A 14,663-nucleotide genomic window follows, 5' to 3' on the forward strand; every position below is an offset into this window, starting at 1 on the left:
GAATACTATGCCTCCAAAATTTGGTGCTCGCAGTGGCATATTGACGTTAACCATAAAAGACAAAGCAGTTCTGTATGCTGCTTACATGCCTTTTGTTCGTAATGGTGGACTGTTTATTCCTACCTCCAAGAACTACCAATTGGGCGATGAGGTCTTTTTGCTGTTGAACCTGATGGATGAGCCGGAAAAAATTCCGGTGGCGGGTAAAGTGGTCTGGGTGACGCCGAAAGGCGCTCAGGGTAACCGCGCCGCGGGCATCGGCGTGCAGTTCAACAGCGACGATGAGACGGCGAAGAACAAGATCGAGACCTATCTGGCTGGAGCGTTGAACTCCGATCGTCCGACGCATACTATGTGATTGCGCGCTGTTCAGGTCACGCCGGAGGCCGGCTGACTCGGCCTCATGTCCTGAGCCCATTCTTTTTTCTACAGACCACACTTAAAGATGTTGATAGATTCCCATTGTCATTTGGATCGTATTGATCTGTCCCAGGCTGACGGTGACTTGACCGTCGCTTTGAACCAGGCGCGAGCGCGTGGAGTTTCCGGTTTCCTTTGTGTTGATATCGATTTAGATAACTTCAACGATGTCTACCGCATCGCCCAAGTCTACGATGACGTCTGGTGCTCTGCGGGCGTGCATCCCTTGGCAAAAATGAACGCGGCGGATTTAAGTCCTGATCATCTTACCCAGTTGGCGATGTCTGGCGATAAGGTTGTCGCTGTGGGCGAGTGCGGGCTGGATTACTATTACGATCAGGACAGCAAAGCCAACCAGCAGGAAATGTTTGAAAAGCAATTGAGCGTGGCGTGCGATCTCGGCAAACCGGTCATCGTGCACACTCGCGAGGCGCGGGAAGATACGCTTCACCTGTTGAGAAAGTACTCCGCAAAGGGGCTGCAGGGCGTTTTGCATTGCTTCACCGAAAGCTGGGATATGGCGAAAGCGGCGTTGGACCTGGACTTCTATATTTCGTTTTCCGGCATCATCACCTTTCGTAATGCGGAAGAGTTGCGAGAGGTCGTGAAAAAGACGCCGATAGAGCGCTTGTTGGTGGAGACCGACTCTCCTTATCTGGCCCCTGTTCCTTACCGGGGCAAAAGCAATCAGCCACAGTGGGTGGTGGAAGTCGCTCAATGCGTGGCGGACTTGAAAGGGTTGTCTTTGGATAAAACGGCGCAAGCCACCACCGACAACTTTCATCGCCTGTTCAAAACGCATCAGAATGAGGAGCGTCGCTAATATACGCCATGGATGAACTGACCCTGCAGCTCCCTCACCTTAAATTAGCGGCATTACGTTGGGGGGAAGGGCGACCGAATAAAATTTTGGCGCTGCATGGATGGTTGGACAACGCCGCTTCATTCTCTTTTCTTGGACCTCGTTTAGCCGCGGCTGGTTATGAGGTTGTCGCTGTGGATTTGCCCGGGCACGGCTACAGTCAACACCGGCCCCATGGAGCCAGTTACCATTTGCTGGATTACCTGCATGACGTTGACCAGGCTCTTCTTGCTCTCGGGTGGAATCGACCGATTCTGTTAGGGCATTCATTGGGCGCCGTGATCAGTTCTTTGTATGCAGCGGCGGCTCAGGACCGCATTGCTCGTTTGATATTGGTCGAGGCGTTGGGGCCGGTCGCCGCGGCGTCAGTAGATATCGCAGCCAACCTTAGCAAAGCCTTGGTCAAAACCCGCACCAAATCAGGCCAGAAAAAGGTCTATTATACCATTGAGAAATTGGTGGAAGACCGCCAGCGCGGCTTCGGCGGACTGTCGGCGGAGGCCTCCCGCATATTAGTGGAACGCAACATTCAACCGGTGAAAGACGGCTGGGTATGGCGTACGGACGCGCGTTTGCGCTGGCCGTCATATTTGCGATTCAGCGAGGAGCAAGTGAGAGCGTATTTGCGCTCAATTTCGACGCCAACCTTGTTGGTGGCGGGAGATAAGGGGTTTATTTCGCTCGATTCTGAGAGGAATGGGCGGGTTGAGGCTCTGGCGGCGGCGAGAAAAGAAACCCTGCGTGGCGGCCATCACTTGCATATGGATGGGGATGTCGATGGTCTTGCAAAAATAATCGAGGAATTTTTGCGCTAAACGACGATACATACGATACGGATGGATAATGAAGAAAAAAGTTAGTTTGCGCTTGTTGATTGTATTATGGGCTGCGTTTAGCCAGATGGCTGCGGCGGCTGATGGAGGTAAAGTGGATGATCTGCTGCCCCGGTTTCCGCTGGCGGATGTCGTCGGCGACCGGGTGGGGAATGCCCCGGAATATCGCTTGGCGACAGGCCCGCTCGCCTCTCTCGGCAGTGTGGCGAGACCGGAAAAGGAGGAGCGAGTCAGCGGTCAGCTGACGCAGAGATCTTACGAGATTCCGCAGGGGCATGAGCCTCGGGAAGTCATGCAGCACTATCTTAAAGAGTTGCAGCGTCTGAGCGCGAATATTCTGTATCGTTGTGAAGGTCGTGGCTGTGGGCGCAGCAACGACTGGGCTAACGTGATATTCAAACGTTCTTTTCTATATGGGCTGGATGATTACCAACAATATCTCGCCGCGACATTTCAAGCAGAAGACGCCGTCTATGCGGTGGCTATCTACACGGTGCGCCGCGCGAATCAGAGAGTGTTTGCGCATGTGGAGCTGGTTGAACTGAATGACGCCAAGCTTGCCCCGCAGGAACGAAAGCGGGATCTGATCGCTATTAACGAAGCTGAACTGGAGCGGCTCAATTCTCTAAACGATAAGTTGGGCCCCTGGTTGAACAAAGTGAGGGCGAAGCCTTCAGACTTCCAAATCTTTATCGCCTCATATAGCCACTCCTCAAAGCGGACGGATATTGAAAATTATGAACACGCTGCTGATCTTGCCCGCAGGTTTCGGGTGTTTTTGACGCAGCAGGCGATTCCCTCAGGCGCGATCCGACTGATTGTGGTGGGACCGTTCGCGGATGAGGAGGATTTTGCGGAGAGCGCAAGCTATATCGAGATACATACGGTTAAAACAGGCGTCTAAGCGTCTCTCTATGACTGGGAGTGAATAACTGGCTATGGCGGCGAAAACAGTTGCATTAGTGTTGGGTAGCGGCGGCGCGCGCGGATATGCGCATGTGGGCGTCATCGAAGTGTTGCTGGAGCGCGGCTATAACATTGTTGCGCTTTCCGGGTGTTCAATGGGGGCGCTGGTTGGGGGCATCTATGCGGCGGGTAAGCTGAGAGAATTCAAAGACTGGGCTACCGGGCTGGACCAATTTGACGTTCTGCGTCTGCTGGATATTTCCTTATCATCTCCCGGCGCCATTCGGGGGGAGAAGGTTTTTTCCGTCGTGCGGGAATTGATAGGCGATATTCGTATTGAGGACCTGCCTATCGCTTACACGGCTGTCGCTACGGATTTGCTGCATCAAAAGGAAGTCTGGTTTCAGGAAGGGCCGTTGCATCAGGCGATCAGGGCGTCCGTCGCCATTCCCAGCCTGCTGACCCCGGAAATCATCAAAGATCGCGTGCTGGTGGACGGCGGCCTTTTGAATCCCTTGCCGATTATCCCTACTATCTCCGCACACGCTGATTACATCATTGCGGTCAATCTCAGCTACTACGATTATCAGGTTGAGAAAAAGCTCTATGAGAAAACCGAGATCAAACAGGACCGCCGTTTTGAAGAATGGGTGGCGGGCGTATGGGAGAAGGCTTCCCAATTCTTTGATCGCGATGAGGAAGCCTTGGCTGGCGTCGTGGCGTCGCCGCCCAATGCGCCAGCGATAGGCGAGCCGATTTCGGAAAGCGGCGGGGGAGCGGAAGCCGTAAACGCTGCAGAGGTAGAGCAGGTTGGCCAGACAATGCAGACTCGACTCAGTCTGGGTAAGTTCGACATTATGAACTTGTCATTTGAGGCGATGCAGAGTTCGTTGACGCAGTACAAACTGGCGGGATATCCACCCGACATTCTGATCAATATTCCCAAAGGCGTGTGTCGAACCTTTGAATATCATAAAGCTCCGGAATTGATTCAACTGGGGCGCGATATCGCCGCGCGCACTCTGGATAAACTCGCCAAAGAAGGCAAGTTAGAGGGGAATGGCGTTGAATCCGGTTAGGCGCGGCCGCCAAGCGTCGCTATAATAGGGCTCCATTTTTTCTGAGGTGTGCTGTGTTCGAACCAGAGTCTTTTCTGCAGTTGCAGACTATTCGTGATTTTATTCGTTATGCCTGGTCCCGTTTTAATCAGGAAGCACTGTTTTTTGGCCATGGTACCGACAACGCCTGGGACGAGGCGGTGCATCTGGTGCTGGGTTCATTGCACCTTCCCTGGGATGTAGACGCCAACATGTTGGACGCCCGCCTTGTAGATCACGAAAAACTGGCCTTGGCTGAGGCTATCGGCAAGCGTGTGCTGCAGCGGATTCCCACTCCCTATATTCTTGGCGAAGCCTGGTTCATGGGGTTGCCGTTTCATATCACTCAGGACGTTCTGATTCCGCGCTCTCCCATTGCCGAGCTGTTAGAACATGAGCTGCAACCCTGGCTTGAGCAACCCCCGTTACGGATTCTGGATTTGTGCTGCGGCAGCGGTTGTATTGGCATCGCTGCGGCGCACGTATTCCCGGAAGCGGAAGTCGTATTGGCGGATATTTCTCCATTGGCGTTAGACGTTGCGCGTAGAAACGTGGCCCGCCATCACTTGGGGGATCGCTGCAAGGTGGTGGAGTCCGACATGTTCGATGCGCTGCAGGGCGAATTCGATGTGATCCTCACCAACCCCCCATACGTTGACAAGCCGGATATGGACAGCCTGCCGCCGGAATATCTGCATGAGCCCGAGCTGGGGCTGGCCTCCGGGGTGGACGGTCTTGACGCAGCGCGTATTATTCTCGCCCGCGCCGCGGACTTTTTAAGCGATGGCGGCTTTATGGTGTGTGAAGTCGGCAATAGTATGGAAGCACTGCAGAACTCCTATCCGGAGATTATGTTCATCTTCCCTGAATTCGAAAAAGGCGGAGACGGCGTCTTCGTCATGACTAAAGACGATTTGCTCGGCTGTCGCGAACTGTTATAGGCGACGGCCGTCGATTAAGTTTCACATTGCAAAAAGTGATATACCCCTATGTCTGGAAATACATTTGGCAAGTTATTCACAGTCACGACCTTCGGTGAAAGTCACGGCCTGGCGCTGGGCTGCATTGTTGACGGTTGCCCTCCAGGATTGCCGCTGACGGAAGAAGACCTGCAGGTTGACCTGGATCGCCGCAAGCCGGGAACCTCCCGACACACGACGCAGCGCAGAGAGCCGGACCAGGTGCGCATTCTGTCTGGCGTATTCGAGGGTAAAACCACCGGTACGCCGATTGGTCTGTTAATCGAAAATACCGACCAGAAATCCAAAGACTATTCCAATATCAAAGACCAGTTCCGTCCGGCGCACGCGGATTACGCCTACTGGCACAAGTACGGCGTGCGCGACTATCGCGGCGGCGGCCGCAGCTCTGCTCGCGAGACCGCCATGCGGGTGGCCGCCGGGGCCATCGCCAAGAAGTTCCTGCAGACCGTCTATGGCGTGCGCATTCGCGGATATTTGTCTCAACTGGGACCGATCAAAGTAGAGAAAGTGGACTGGTCTATCGTCAACGACAACCCTTTCTTTTGTCCGGACGCGGATAAGATTCCAGAAATGGAAAAGTACATGGACGCACTACGTAAAGAGGGCGACTCCATCGGCGCTAAAATCACCGTGGTCGCTGAAGGCGTTCCTCCCGGACTGGGAGAGCCGATTTTTGATCGCCTGGATGCGGATCTGGCGCACGCTCTGATGAGCATCAATGCGGTCAAAGGCGTGGAAATAGGGGCAGGGTTTGATGTAGTTGAGCAGAAGGGAACGGAACATCGTGATGAGATGACGCCGGAAGGCTTTCTGAGCAACAACGCAGGCGGCGTGTTAGGCGGCATCTCCAGCGGCCAGGATGTCATCGCTCATATGGCGCTCAAGCCGACTTCCAGTCTGCGCCTGCCGGGTAAGTCCATTGATGTGAATGGCGATCCTGTGGAGGTTATTACCACCGGGCGCCACGATCCCTGCGTGGGCATTCGCGCCACGCCGATTGCGGAAGCCATGATGGCGATGGTGCTGATGGATCACTTGCTGCGTCATCGCGGACAGAATGCGGACGTTAAAGTGGACACGCCTGATATCGCCGCCATTGCCCGGGTGAAGGCGCAAGACTAAACGACGCGCTGTCGCCGATATCCGAGCATGGCTAAGGCGCATGGGGCCGTTGTTTCTGCAGGGAAGTCAGGAATAGCTGGTGCGTCAGCGCCTAATCGCTGCCAGAATGTCGGGGCCTGCGTGTCCCGGTCAGCCTTGATGAAAGGATGACGCCCTAGGTTGAAAGTATTGGCGCGGCTTCTCTCTCACAGAGGCGGCGTCTTGTCCTCAGTTGTAATCTGACAAACGGATATCTCGTGACCAGAGAGCCCATATGGAAGCTCGCGGGCTTCTACTTTTTCTATTTCGCCCTGGTGGGCGGCATCTCGCCTTATTTCCCGGTTTATTTGGAGTATGTCGGCTTCGACGCGCTGGAAGTCGGGCAGCTCATGTCCATTCTTATGCTGACGCGGATTCTGGCGCCGAACCTGTGGGGCTGGATTGCGGACGCCACTGGCAAACGTCTCTTGATGATCCGTATGGGCAGCGCCTGCGCCACCTTCTTTTTCGCGGGGCTGTTGATCATTCAAGGGTTCTGGTGGCATGCGCTGCTGATGACGCTGTTCAGTTGTTTCTGGAATGCGGTGCTGCCTCAGTTTGAGGTGGTCACGCTGCATAACCTGGGCGACGAGAGGGCGCGATACAGCTCCGTGCGTCTGTGGGGCTCCATTGGTTTTGTGGTGTCCGTCACCAGTTTCGGCGCTTTGTTCAACCTGTATTCGGTGGCGCTGTTGCCCTGGCTGTTATTGGCGCTTCTGCTTGGCATCTTCCTTAGCGCCTGTATTATTCGGGGCGACACTGGCAAGGTGGAGTCGGCTGGTTTTTCCGGTTTTCTGGGGCTGTTGCAGAACCGCTCGATACTGTTGTTTTTCTTTATCGCCTGCCTTGGACAGATTTCTTTCGGTCCGTTCTATACCTTCTTCAGCATTTATCTGAAGTCGCTGGGCTACGACATGACTATGATCGGTCTGTTCTGGAGCGTGGGCGTGGTGGCGGAAATTCTGTTGTTTTCCGCTATGCATCGACTGCTGGGACGCTATTCGCTGTATGTCATTGTGGTCAGTTGCCTTTTGCTGACGGCGCTACGCTGGTCAGGGGTGGCGTTGCTGGCGGAGTATTGGTGGGTGCTGGTGTTGACTCAGGCGCTGCACGCCGCCAGCTTTGGCGGACTGCACGCCGCCGCGATTGAGTTTGTGCATCGCGCCTTTCCCAAAGAATATGCAGGGCAGGGACAGGCGATGTACAGCGCCGTCAGCTTTGGCGTTGGCGGAGCGATTGGCGCCAATGTCAGTGGCGCGATCTACGACACTCAGGGCGCCGCCTTCACATTTCTCGCCGCCGCAGGTGTTTGTCTCCTTTCTGCAATAATTTTGATACTTAAACGCCGTAATCTTGGTTCGTTATGGGACTGACCTTCCGCTGCGTGCGCAGCCTGGGGTGGCCTTTCTCTGACGTGACGCAGAGGTCGCCGCGAGCTGCCTCTGGTGCGCTGCTGGCTGGCGGATAGTCGTATTGCAGGGGGCGGGAGGATGTTCCTACTATTTTTGTCAGCCTGACGGAATGGCGTTAAGCCGGGCTCACGATTAGCAGTGAGCTTTGACTTGCATCAACGGCGCTGACAGGTCGCCGCTCTACACTGGGTAACGGCTGTGAGCAGTCGCCTTGGAATAGAGCGCAATTTTTTGCTGTGAAGTTTCAGATATGGCAATAAAATACTTCTGCCCAGCAGGGAGTTTGTTGTCGCCGGGACAGGGTAGTTACGTTCAAACCAATCAGGAATATTTGGGTGATTACTATGCAATCATACTTCGGGAACTTTGCTGACCAAGCAAAACACATGTATGAACCGGTTGGGAAAATCGGCTCTCTGGTTGTATCCAACCTGGAAAGAGTAGCCGAGTTCCAGATGGATGCCGCCAAGTCCTACGCAGACTTGACCATGAAGCAATGGAAAGATATCGCGGACATCAAGGATGTGGAGTCTCTGAAAAACTTCGCCGCCGGCCAGGCGGAACTCGCCAGTGAAATCAGCAAGAAGTGGGTTGAAGACATGAAAGTGCTGGGCGACATGGGCATTGAGTTCAAAGACGAAGTTGAAAAAATTCTCGCCACCTCACGCAACGGCGCTGATAAACCGGCTGATAAAGCCGGCGCTTAACAGCGATTGATAGACTTTCCAAGATGAACGCCTGTCCAGCAGGCGTTTTTTCATGAGTCTGGCCGGGCCGCGCCCGGAGTTGCTGGGTTCCGGCCGACTCCTTAAGTCATTTTGGCCAGGGGGAAATGGAAATAATGAGCGACGACAAGGGAAGCGTGGCTGGTAGAGCGCTGCGCAGGGTTTTTCACGCGGTTAATACTTCCTCGGAAAATTACAGAAACTCTCTGCAGGATTTTTTAAATAAAAACTGGGACGTCAACGACGCCCAAGTATCGGCTCTGATGGACATGCTCGGCTCTTACAGGGATATCGCCGAGCAACTGGCGCTGCATCCGGTGCGTCTCGCCGGCAAGGAATTTGAGCTGGCGAAAGGGCATGTATCTCTATTGGGCGGCAGCCTGAAGCGCCTTCTTGGCAAAAAGACAGATCCGGTGGCTATTCCGGAAGATGGCGATCGCCGCTTTACGGACCCGGAGTGGAACGACAACGTTCTCTTTGACTACCTCAAACAAGCCTACCTGCTGAACTCCAAGGCAGTGTTGGATCTGGTCGATACGCTGGAGGACTCTGGCAATCACACTCACGATCAGTTCATGTTCTATACCCGTCAGCTGGTCAATGCGATGGCGCCGACCAATTTCTTCCTCACCAATCCCGAAGTGCTGCGGAAGACGCTATCCAGCGGCGGCGGGAATTTATTGGAGGGCATGAAGAACTTTTGGGAAGACTACAAGAAGAATCCCAATCTGCTCAATATCTCCATGACGGACTTTTCCGCCTTTGAAGTGGGGCGCAACGTCGCCACCACGCCGGGTAAGGTGGTCTATCAGAATGATTTGATGCAGCTGATTCAGTACACGCCCACCACAGAGCAGGTGTATAAGACGCCGCTGTTGATTATTCCGCCCTGGATCAACAAGTACTACATTCTGGATCTCAAAGAGAAAAACTCGTTGATCAAGTGGATTGTGGATCAAGGGCATACCGTGTTCGTCGTGTCTTGGGTGAATCCGGGTCCGGCTCTGCGGGACAAAACGTTTGAGAGCTACATGGTGGAAGGGGCCTTGGCCGCCATGGATGCGGTGGAAAAAGCCACGGGTGAGAAGGAAATGAACGCGATCGGCTATTGCGTCGGCGGCACCTTGCTGGGCTGCACTCTGGCGTATCTGGCGGCGAAGAAGCAGGCCAGGCGCATCAAGTCGGCCACCTATCTGACGACCCTGCTGGACTTCACTGACCCCGGCGGCATCGGCGTATTCATCAACAAACACGCCATCAGCGGTATAGAAAAGCAATTGGACAAAGCCGGCTATTATGACGGTCGCGCCATGGCGTTCAGTTTCAACATGCTGCGGGAAAACGATCTGTTCTGGTCTTTCTTCGTCAATAACTACCTGAAGGGAGAGAAACCGGCGGCTTTTGACTTGCTCTACTGGAACTCCGACAGCACGAATTTGCCGGCGGCCATGCATAGCTACTATCTGCGCAATATGTACCTGGAGAACAAGTTGATGGAGCCGGGTGGGATTTCTCTAATGAACACCCCCATTGATCTGCGCAAGATCAAAACGCCAGCCTTCTTTCTCTCCACCATTCAGGACCATATCGCCAAGTGGAAGTCCACCTACGGCGGCGCCCGCGTGCACTCTGGTCCAACGCAGTTCGTATTGTCCGGCTCCGGACACATTGCTGGCGTGGTGAATCCTCCCAGTGCGGAAAAATACGGCTTTTGGACAAGCAATCAGCTGCCGGATGACCCAGATGACTGGTTCGCCATGGCGGAGAAGCACAAAGGTTCCTGGTGGCCCCATTGGAACGAGTGGATTGCGCCGTTCGCGGGAGAAATGGTGGCGGCGAGAAATCCGGGCGACCGGGAGTTGGCGGTGATCGAAGACGCGCCTGGTACTTATGTGAAGCAGCGTATCGCAGATGTGATCGGGCATTAACTCGCCTGTATCGGCGCTTCTCCCTGAAGCTGCTGAAGAAAGGCTTCCGCCACTCTGCTCAGGGTGCGTCGGGAGTCATAAATGACGCCGAGTTTGCGGGTGAGATTCGTCTCCAGCCCCAGCTCGGCGACGCTGTCGTCAAGCATGGAGTCCGGCAGTACGCCCCAACCCAGACCCACCGACACCATCATCTTGATCGTCTCCAGATAATTAGTAGGCATGGAAGTAGCCAGCGGTAAAGACTGTCCGGCGAACAGCGATGAAATCAACTGAAAGGTTACGGTATGCGGCGCCGGCAGCAACGCGCGATATTCCGCCAGATCGGACAGTTGCAAGTCAGAGCGGTGAGTTAAAGGGTGCCCCGGTTCCGCCACGAAGACCAAACGGTCCAGCCAAAACTCATGGGCGGTGAAGGGCGCTTTTACCTGCTCTGGAAGTGTGACCAGGGCCAGTTGCACCGATCCCGCCAGCAAAGCCTGTTCTGCATCCTCTGACGCCAAAAACTGCAAATCGAATTCAGCCTCAGGATGGGCGCGGGAAAAGCGCCTGATTTCTTTTGGCAGTCTGTGCAGACCGATGTGATGGCTGGTGGCCAGATGCAGCACGCCAGTGACGCTGCTTTGTAAGTTGAGGATTTCCGCCTGCGTGTTGTCGACTTCGCGCAGTATCGTCGCGGCGCGTTGGCGTAGCAGTTTACCGGCGTCGGTCAGCACCGCTTTGCGCGGCAGACGTTCAATCAACGGCGTGGCGAAATGCTGTTCCAGATTGGCCAGACGCTTTGAAACCGCCGGCTGGGTGACATGCAGCAGTTCTGCGGCCTGCGAGAATGAGCCCGTATCTGCGATAGCCATGAAGGTTTTCAGATCAAGTAAATCCATGTTATTCCGTTTGGTTATGGAAAATATGAAAAATATGAATTGGATTTATTCTAACCTGAATACTAGCATTGCCGATACATGTCGCCTCACGACGTCGTTATCAACGAATGAATGTCGGAGTGGCGACCCGGACGCGGATCAAGCTGCAACAAAGTCCGGATAACAAATTCAAGAAGCGATGAATACTCCGAGGTAACTATCATGGCGGGCAAAACCCTCTACGACAAATTATGGGATTCCCATGTAGTGAAACAGCGCGACGACGGCAGCGCGCTTATCTATATCGATCGTCAATTACTGCACGAAGTTACCTCGCCCCAGGCGTTTGAAGGTCTGCGTCTGGCGGGCAGAAAGCCCTGGCGCGTGGACGCCAATCTGGCGACGCCGGATCACAACGTTCCCACCACAGAGCGCAGCGCTGGCGTGCAGGGCATTGAAGATCCCATTTCGCGCATCCAGGTGCAGACGCTGGACGAAAACTGCGAAGAATTCGGCATCGTAGAATTCAAGATGCTGGACAAGCGCCAGGGCATCGTACACGTCATTGGACCGGAGCAGGGCGCGACTTTACCGGGTATGACTATCGTCTGCGGCGACTCTCACACCTCGACGCACGGCGCTTTCGCCGCTTTGGCCCATGGCATCGGCACCTCGGAAGTCGAGCATGTGCTGGCCACGCAGTGTCTGGTGCAAAAGAAAATGAAAAACCTGCTGATCAAAGTGAATGGTCAATTGGCGCGCGGCGTCACCGCAAAAGACGTGATCTTGGCGATCATCGGTGAGATCGGCACCGCTGGCGGCACCGGCTACGCCATGGAATTCGCGGGCGAGGCGATCGAAAGTCTGTCGATGGAAGGGCGCATGACCATCTGCAACATGGCTATTGAAGCCGGCGCGCGCGCCGGACTGGTGGCGGTGGATGATAAGACCATCGAGTACGTGAAGGGACGTCCTTATAGTCCCAAAGGAGAGTTGTGGGACAAGGCTGTTGCAGCATGGCGCGACTTGAAAAGCGACTCCGACGCCGTATTCGATAAAGTCGTTGAGTTGAACGGCGCGGACATTGAGCCGCAAGTAACCTGGGGCACCTCGCCGGAAATGGTCGCTGGCGTCAGCGGCAGTGTGCCCGATCCGGAAAAAGCAGAAGACGCCACCGCCAAAGAAGGCATCAGCCGCGCCTTGAAATATATGGGCCTGCAAGCTGGCGCTGCGATTACCGACATCAAACTGGATCGCGTCTTCATCGGCTCCTGCACTAACTCGCGAATTGAAGACCTGCGCGAAGCTGCGGCGGTCGTCAAGGGGCGCAAAGTCGCCGCCAATGTCAAACAGGCGTTGGTGGTGCCGGGCTCCGGACTGGTGAAAGAGCAGGCGGAGCAGGAAGGCCTGGACAAGATCTTTATCGAAGCGGGACTGGAATGGCGCGAACCCGGATGCTCCATGTGTCTGGCCATGAATGCGGATAAGTTAGGGCAGGGCGAGCATTGCGCATCCACTTCCAACCGCAATTTTGAGGGCCGTCAGGGCTTTGGCGGCCGCACTCATCTGGTCAGTCCCGCGATGGCGGCTGCGGCGGCGGTGTTTGGTCATTTTGTTGATGTCAGAGAGTTGATTTAAGGAGCGGCCCCATGAAGAAATTTACTCAAGTAACCGGTGTGGTGGCGCCCATTGATCGCGCCAACGTTGATACCGATATGATCATTCCGAAACAGTTTTTGAAATCCATCAAGCGCTCCGGCTTCGGTCCGAATCTGTTTGACGAATTGCGTTATCTGGACGAAGGCCAGCCTGACGCAGACTGCAGCAAACGCCCTATTAACCCGGACTTTGTGCTGAATCAACCTCGTTACCAGGGCGCGAGCATTATGTTGGCGCGACGTAACTTCGGCTGCGGCTCCAGTCGCGAGCATGCCCCCTGGGCGCTGGACGACTACGGTTTTCGCGCCGTGATTGCCCCGAGCTTTGCGGATATTTTCTTCAATAACTGTTTTAAAAATGGCTTGTTGCCTATTGTTTTAGAAGAAAAAGAAGTGGATAAGCTTTTCGAGGAAACTCTCGCGACGGAAGGCTATCAGTTGACGGTGGACCTGGAGCGCAAGAAAGTCGTTAAACCTGACGGAACGGAGCTGTCATTTGAGGTAGACGAGTTCAGGCAGCACTGTTTATTGAAAGGGTTGGACGAAATCGGCGTCACGCTGGAAGACCGTGACGCTATCGGCGCCTACGAAGAGCGTCGCAAGGCGGAAGCCCCCTGGATGTTCCTGGGTGTGCAATAGTCGCCCTGATTGAACCCACTTTGATAGCAAAAACTAAAACGAATTCCAGAGATTGAACATGGCGAAACAAGTACTGATTTTACCTGGCGACGGTATTGGGCCGGAGATTGTGGCGCAGGCGCGCAATGTATTGGATGTGGTGAACAACAAGTTTTCCCTGGGACTGACCTTCACTGAAGGTCTGGTGGGCGGCGCGGCCATTGACACCACCGGCGTCCCCTTCCCTGAAGAGACGCTGGCCACCGCCGAAGCGGCGGATGCGATTCTGCTGGGCGCGGTGGGCGGTCCCAAATGGGACAAGCTGGACATGGCGATTCGTCCCGAGAAAGGGTTGCTCGGTCTGCGCAGTGGATTGGAGCTGTTCGCCAACCTGCGTCCGGCTATTCTGTATCCGCAGTTGGCGGAAGCGTCCTCCCTGCGTCCGGAAGTGGTCGCGGGCCTTGATATTCTGATCGTGCGCGAGCTGACCGGCGGCATCTATTTCGGTAAGCCACGCGGCGTTCGCACGCTGGAAAATGGCGAACGCGAAGGCTTCAACACATATGTTTACAGCGAAAGCGAAATTCGCCGCATCGGCCGCGTGGCGTTTGAGGCGGCGCAGAAGCGCAATAAGCGTCTGTGCTCCGTGGATAAAGCCAACGTACTGGAAGTCACTGTGCTTTGGCGCGAAGTGATGGACGAGCTGGCGAAGGAATACCCAGACGTCGAATTGAGCCATATGTACGTGGATAACGCCGCCATGCAGCTGGTGCGCGCGCCCAAGCAGTTTGACGTAATCGTCACCGGCAATATGTTTGGAGACATTCTGTCTGACGAAGCCGCCATGCTGACCGGCTCCATCGGCATGCTGCCATCCGCGTCGCTTAATGCGGCGGGCAAGGGCATGTACGAGCCCTGTCACGGCTCGGCTCCGGATATCGCCGGACAGAACATGGCCAACCCCCTGGCGACTATTCTTTCAGCAGCTATGATGCTACGCTATTCTCTCGCTGCGGAAGACGCGGCGGCGGCGATTGAGCAAGCGGTCAGCGACGTGCTGGACCAGGGATTAAGAACCCGCGACATTGCCGGCTCCAGCGGAGAGTCCGTTTCAACTCAGGCAATGGGCGAAGCCGTGGCGAGGGTCCTGGCGGATCGCTGACCCGCCGTTTCCCAACGCAATCAAATTCTGCGAACAGTCGCCTTGTACGGCGGCTGTTTCAG

14 protein-coding genes are annotated in these 14,663 nt (G+C 55.0%); 13 read left to right on the forward strand and 1 reads right to left on the reverse strand.

Annotation, left to right across the window (positions count from 1 at the left end; translation table 11 throughout):
• The first annotated feature begins 7 nt into the window (after positions 1 to 7).
• The 10 genes from HCH_RS10955 (at position 8) to phaC (ending at position 10,306) form a co-directional block, all read left to right on the forward strand.
• On the forward strand, positions 8 to 358 hold the full coding sequence (locus HCH_RS10955; RefSeq protein WP_011396293.1) for a PilZ domain-containing protein: 351 nt from the start codon (positions 8 to 10) through the stop codon (positions 356 to 358).
• Positions 359 to 445: 87 nt separating this feature from the next.
• Positions 446 to 1,243 carry a TatD family hydrolase gene (locus HCH_RS10960; RefSeq protein ID WP_011396294.1) on the forward strand — a complete coding sequence of 266 codons (798 nt, stop codon included), beginning with the start codon at positions 446 to 448 and terminating at the stop codon, positions 1,241 to 1,243.
• A gap of 8 nt (positions 1,244 to 1,251) precedes the next feature.
• Positions 1,252 to 2,097: an alpha/beta fold hydrolase gene (locus HCH_RS10965; protein WP_011396295.1), complete on the forward strand. Its 846-nt coding sequence runs from the start codon at positions 1,252 to 1,254 to the stop codon at positions 2,095 to 2,097.
• A 28-nt stretch (positions 2,098 to 2,125) separates the two neighbouring features.
• A complete protein-coding gene (locus HCH_RS32265; RefSeq protein WP_011396296.1) occupies positions 2,126 to 3,019 on the forward strand; it encodes a DUF4892 domain-containing protein in 894 nt (297 codons plus the stop codon).
• Between the two features lie 34 nt (positions 3,020 to 3,053).
• Positions 3,054 to 4,100 (forward strand): patatin-like phospholipase family protein, encoded by a 1,047-nt coding sequence (locus HCH_RS10975; protein ID WP_011396297.1) that lies wholly within the window; start codon positions 3,054 to 3,056, stop codon positions 4,098 to 4,100.
• Between the two features lie 53 nt (positions 4,101 to 4,153).
• Positions 4,154 to 5,059 (forward strand): 50S ribosomal protein L3 N(5)-glutamine methyltransferase, encoded by a 906-nt coding sequence (prmB, locus tag HCH_RS10980; protein ID WP_011396298.1) that lies wholly within the window; start codon positions 4,154 to 4,156, stop codon positions 5,057 to 5,059.
• 48 nt (positions 5,060 to 5,107) lie between these two features.
• The gene (gene aroC, locus HCH_RS10985; RefSeq protein WP_011396299.1) at positions 5,108 to 6,223 is read left to right on the forward strand and encodes a chorismate synthase; all 1,116 of its coding nucleotides are present in this window, start codon (positions 5,108 to 5,110) and stop codon (positions 6,221 to 6,223) included.
• A gap of 236 nt (positions 6,224 to 6,459) precedes the next feature.
• The gene (locus tag HCH_RS10990) at positions 6,460 to 7,614 is read left to right on the forward strand and encodes an MFS transporter (RefSeq protein ID WP_011396300.1); all 1,155 of its coding nucleotides are present in this window, start codon (positions 6,460 to 6,462) and stop codon (positions 7,612 to 7,614) included.
• A 383-nt stretch (positions 7,615 to 7,997) separates the two neighbouring features.
• The gene (locus HCH_RS10995; protein ID WP_011396301.1) at positions 7,998 to 8,360 is read left to right on the forward strand and encodes a phasin family protein; all 363 of its coding nucleotides are present in this window, start codon (positions 7,998 to 8,000) and stop codon (positions 8,358 to 8,360) included.
• A gap of 134 nt (positions 8,361 to 8,494) precedes the next feature.
• On the forward strand, positions 8,495 to 10,306 hold the full coding sequence (gene phaC / locus HCH_RS11000) for a class I poly(R)-hydroxyalkanoic acid synthase (protein WP_011396302.1): 1,812 nt from the start codon (positions 8,495 to 8,497) through the stop codon (positions 10,304 to 10,306).
• Here phaC and HCH_RS11005 read toward each other — a convergent pair.
• Entirely contained in the window at positions 10,303 to 11,184 is an 882-nt protein-coding gene (locus HCH_RS11005) for a LysR family transcriptional regulator (RefSeq protein WP_011396303.1), read from the reverse strand. The two genes, phaC and HCH_RS11005, sit on opposite strands and share 4 nt — an antisense overlap.
• A gap of 201 nt (positions 11,185 to 11,385) precedes the next feature.
• Between HCH_RS11005 and leuC the strand changes: the two genes are divergently transcribed.
• Genes leuC through leuB form a run of 3 tightly spaced genes read left to right on the forward strand, consistent with a single transcriptional unit; the run spans position 11,386 to position 14,601 of the window.
• Positions 11,386 to 12,801: a 3-isopropylmalate dehydratase large subunit gene (gene leuC / locus HCH_RS11010; protein WP_011396305.1), complete on the forward strand. Its 1,416-nt coding sequence runs from the start codon at positions 11,386 to 11,388 to the stop codon at positions 12,799 to 12,801.
• An 11-nt stretch (positions 12,802 to 12,812) separates the two neighbouring features.
• On the forward strand, positions 12,813 to 13,460 hold the full coding sequence (gene leuD / locus HCH_RS11015; RefSeq protein ID WP_011396306.1) for a 3-isopropylmalate dehydratase small subunit: 648 nt from the start codon (positions 12,813 to 12,815) through the stop codon (positions 13,458 to 13,460).
• A 58-nt stretch (positions 13,461 to 13,518) separates the two neighbouring features.
• Positions 13,519 to 14,601, forward strand: a complete 1,083-nt coding sequence (leuB, locus tag HCH_RS11020) for a 3-isopropylmalate dehydrogenase (RefSeq protein ID WP_011396307.1) — start codon at positions 13,519 to 13,521, stop codon at positions 14,599 to 14,601.
• Positions 14,602 to 14,663 lie beyond the last annotated feature (62 nt).

It is taken from the genome of Hahella chejuensis KCTC 2396 (genome assembly GCF_000012985.1).
Taxonomy (GTDB): domain Bacteria; phylum Pseudomonadota; class Gammaproteobacteria; order Pseudomonadales; family Oleiphilaceae; genus Hahella; species Hahella chejuensis.

Excerpts from the sequence above, each read along its gene's own strand:
- HCH_RS10955 (WP_011396293.1), top strand. The coding sequence starts at position 8 with ATGCCTCCAAAATTTGGTGCTCGCAGTGGCATATTGACGTTAACCATA.
- HCH_RS10960 (WP_011396294.1), top strand. The coding sequence starts at position 446 with ATGTTGATAGATTCCCATTGTCATTTGGATCGTATTGATCTGTCCCAG.
- HCH_RS10965 (WP_011396295.1), top strand. The coding sequence starts at position 1,252 with ATGGATGAACTGACCCTGCAGCTCCCTCACCTTAAATTAGCGGCATTA.
- HCH_RS32265 (WP_011396296.1), top strand. The coding sequence starts at position 2,126 with ATGAAGAAAAAAGTTAGTTTGCGCTTGTTGATTGTATTATGGGCTGCG.
- HCH_RS10975 (WP_011396297.1), top strand. The coding sequence starts at position 3,054 with ATGGCGGCGAAAACAGTTGCATTAGTGTTGGGTAGCGGCGGCGCGCGC.
- aroC (WP_011396299.1), top strand. The coding sequence starts at position 5,108 with ATGTCTGGAAATACATTTGGCAAGTTATTCACAGTCACGACCTTCGGT.
- HCH_RS10995 (WP_011396301.1), top strand. The coding sequence starts at position 7,998 with ATGCAATCATACTTCGGGAACTTTGCTGACCAAGCAAAACACATGTAT.
- phaC (WP_011396302.1), top strand. The coding sequence starts at position 8,495 with ATGAGCGACGACAAGGGAAGCGTGGCTGGTAGAGCGCTGCGCAGGGTT.
- HCH_RS11005 (WP_011396303.1), bottom strand. The coding sequence starts at position 11,184 with ATGGATTTACTTGATCTGAAAACCTTCATGGCTATCGCAGATACGGGC.
- leuC (WP_011396305.1), top strand. The coding sequence starts at position 11,386 with ATGGCGGGCAAAACCCTCTACGACAAATTATGGGATTCCCATGTAGTG.
- leuD (WP_011396306.1), top strand. The coding sequence starts at position 12,813 with ATGAAGAAATTTACTCAAGTAACCGGTGTGGTGGCGCCCATTGATCGC.
- leuB (WP_011396307.1), top strand. The coding sequence starts at position 13,519 with ATGGCGAAACAAGTACTGATTTTACCTGGCGACGGTATTGGGCCGGAG.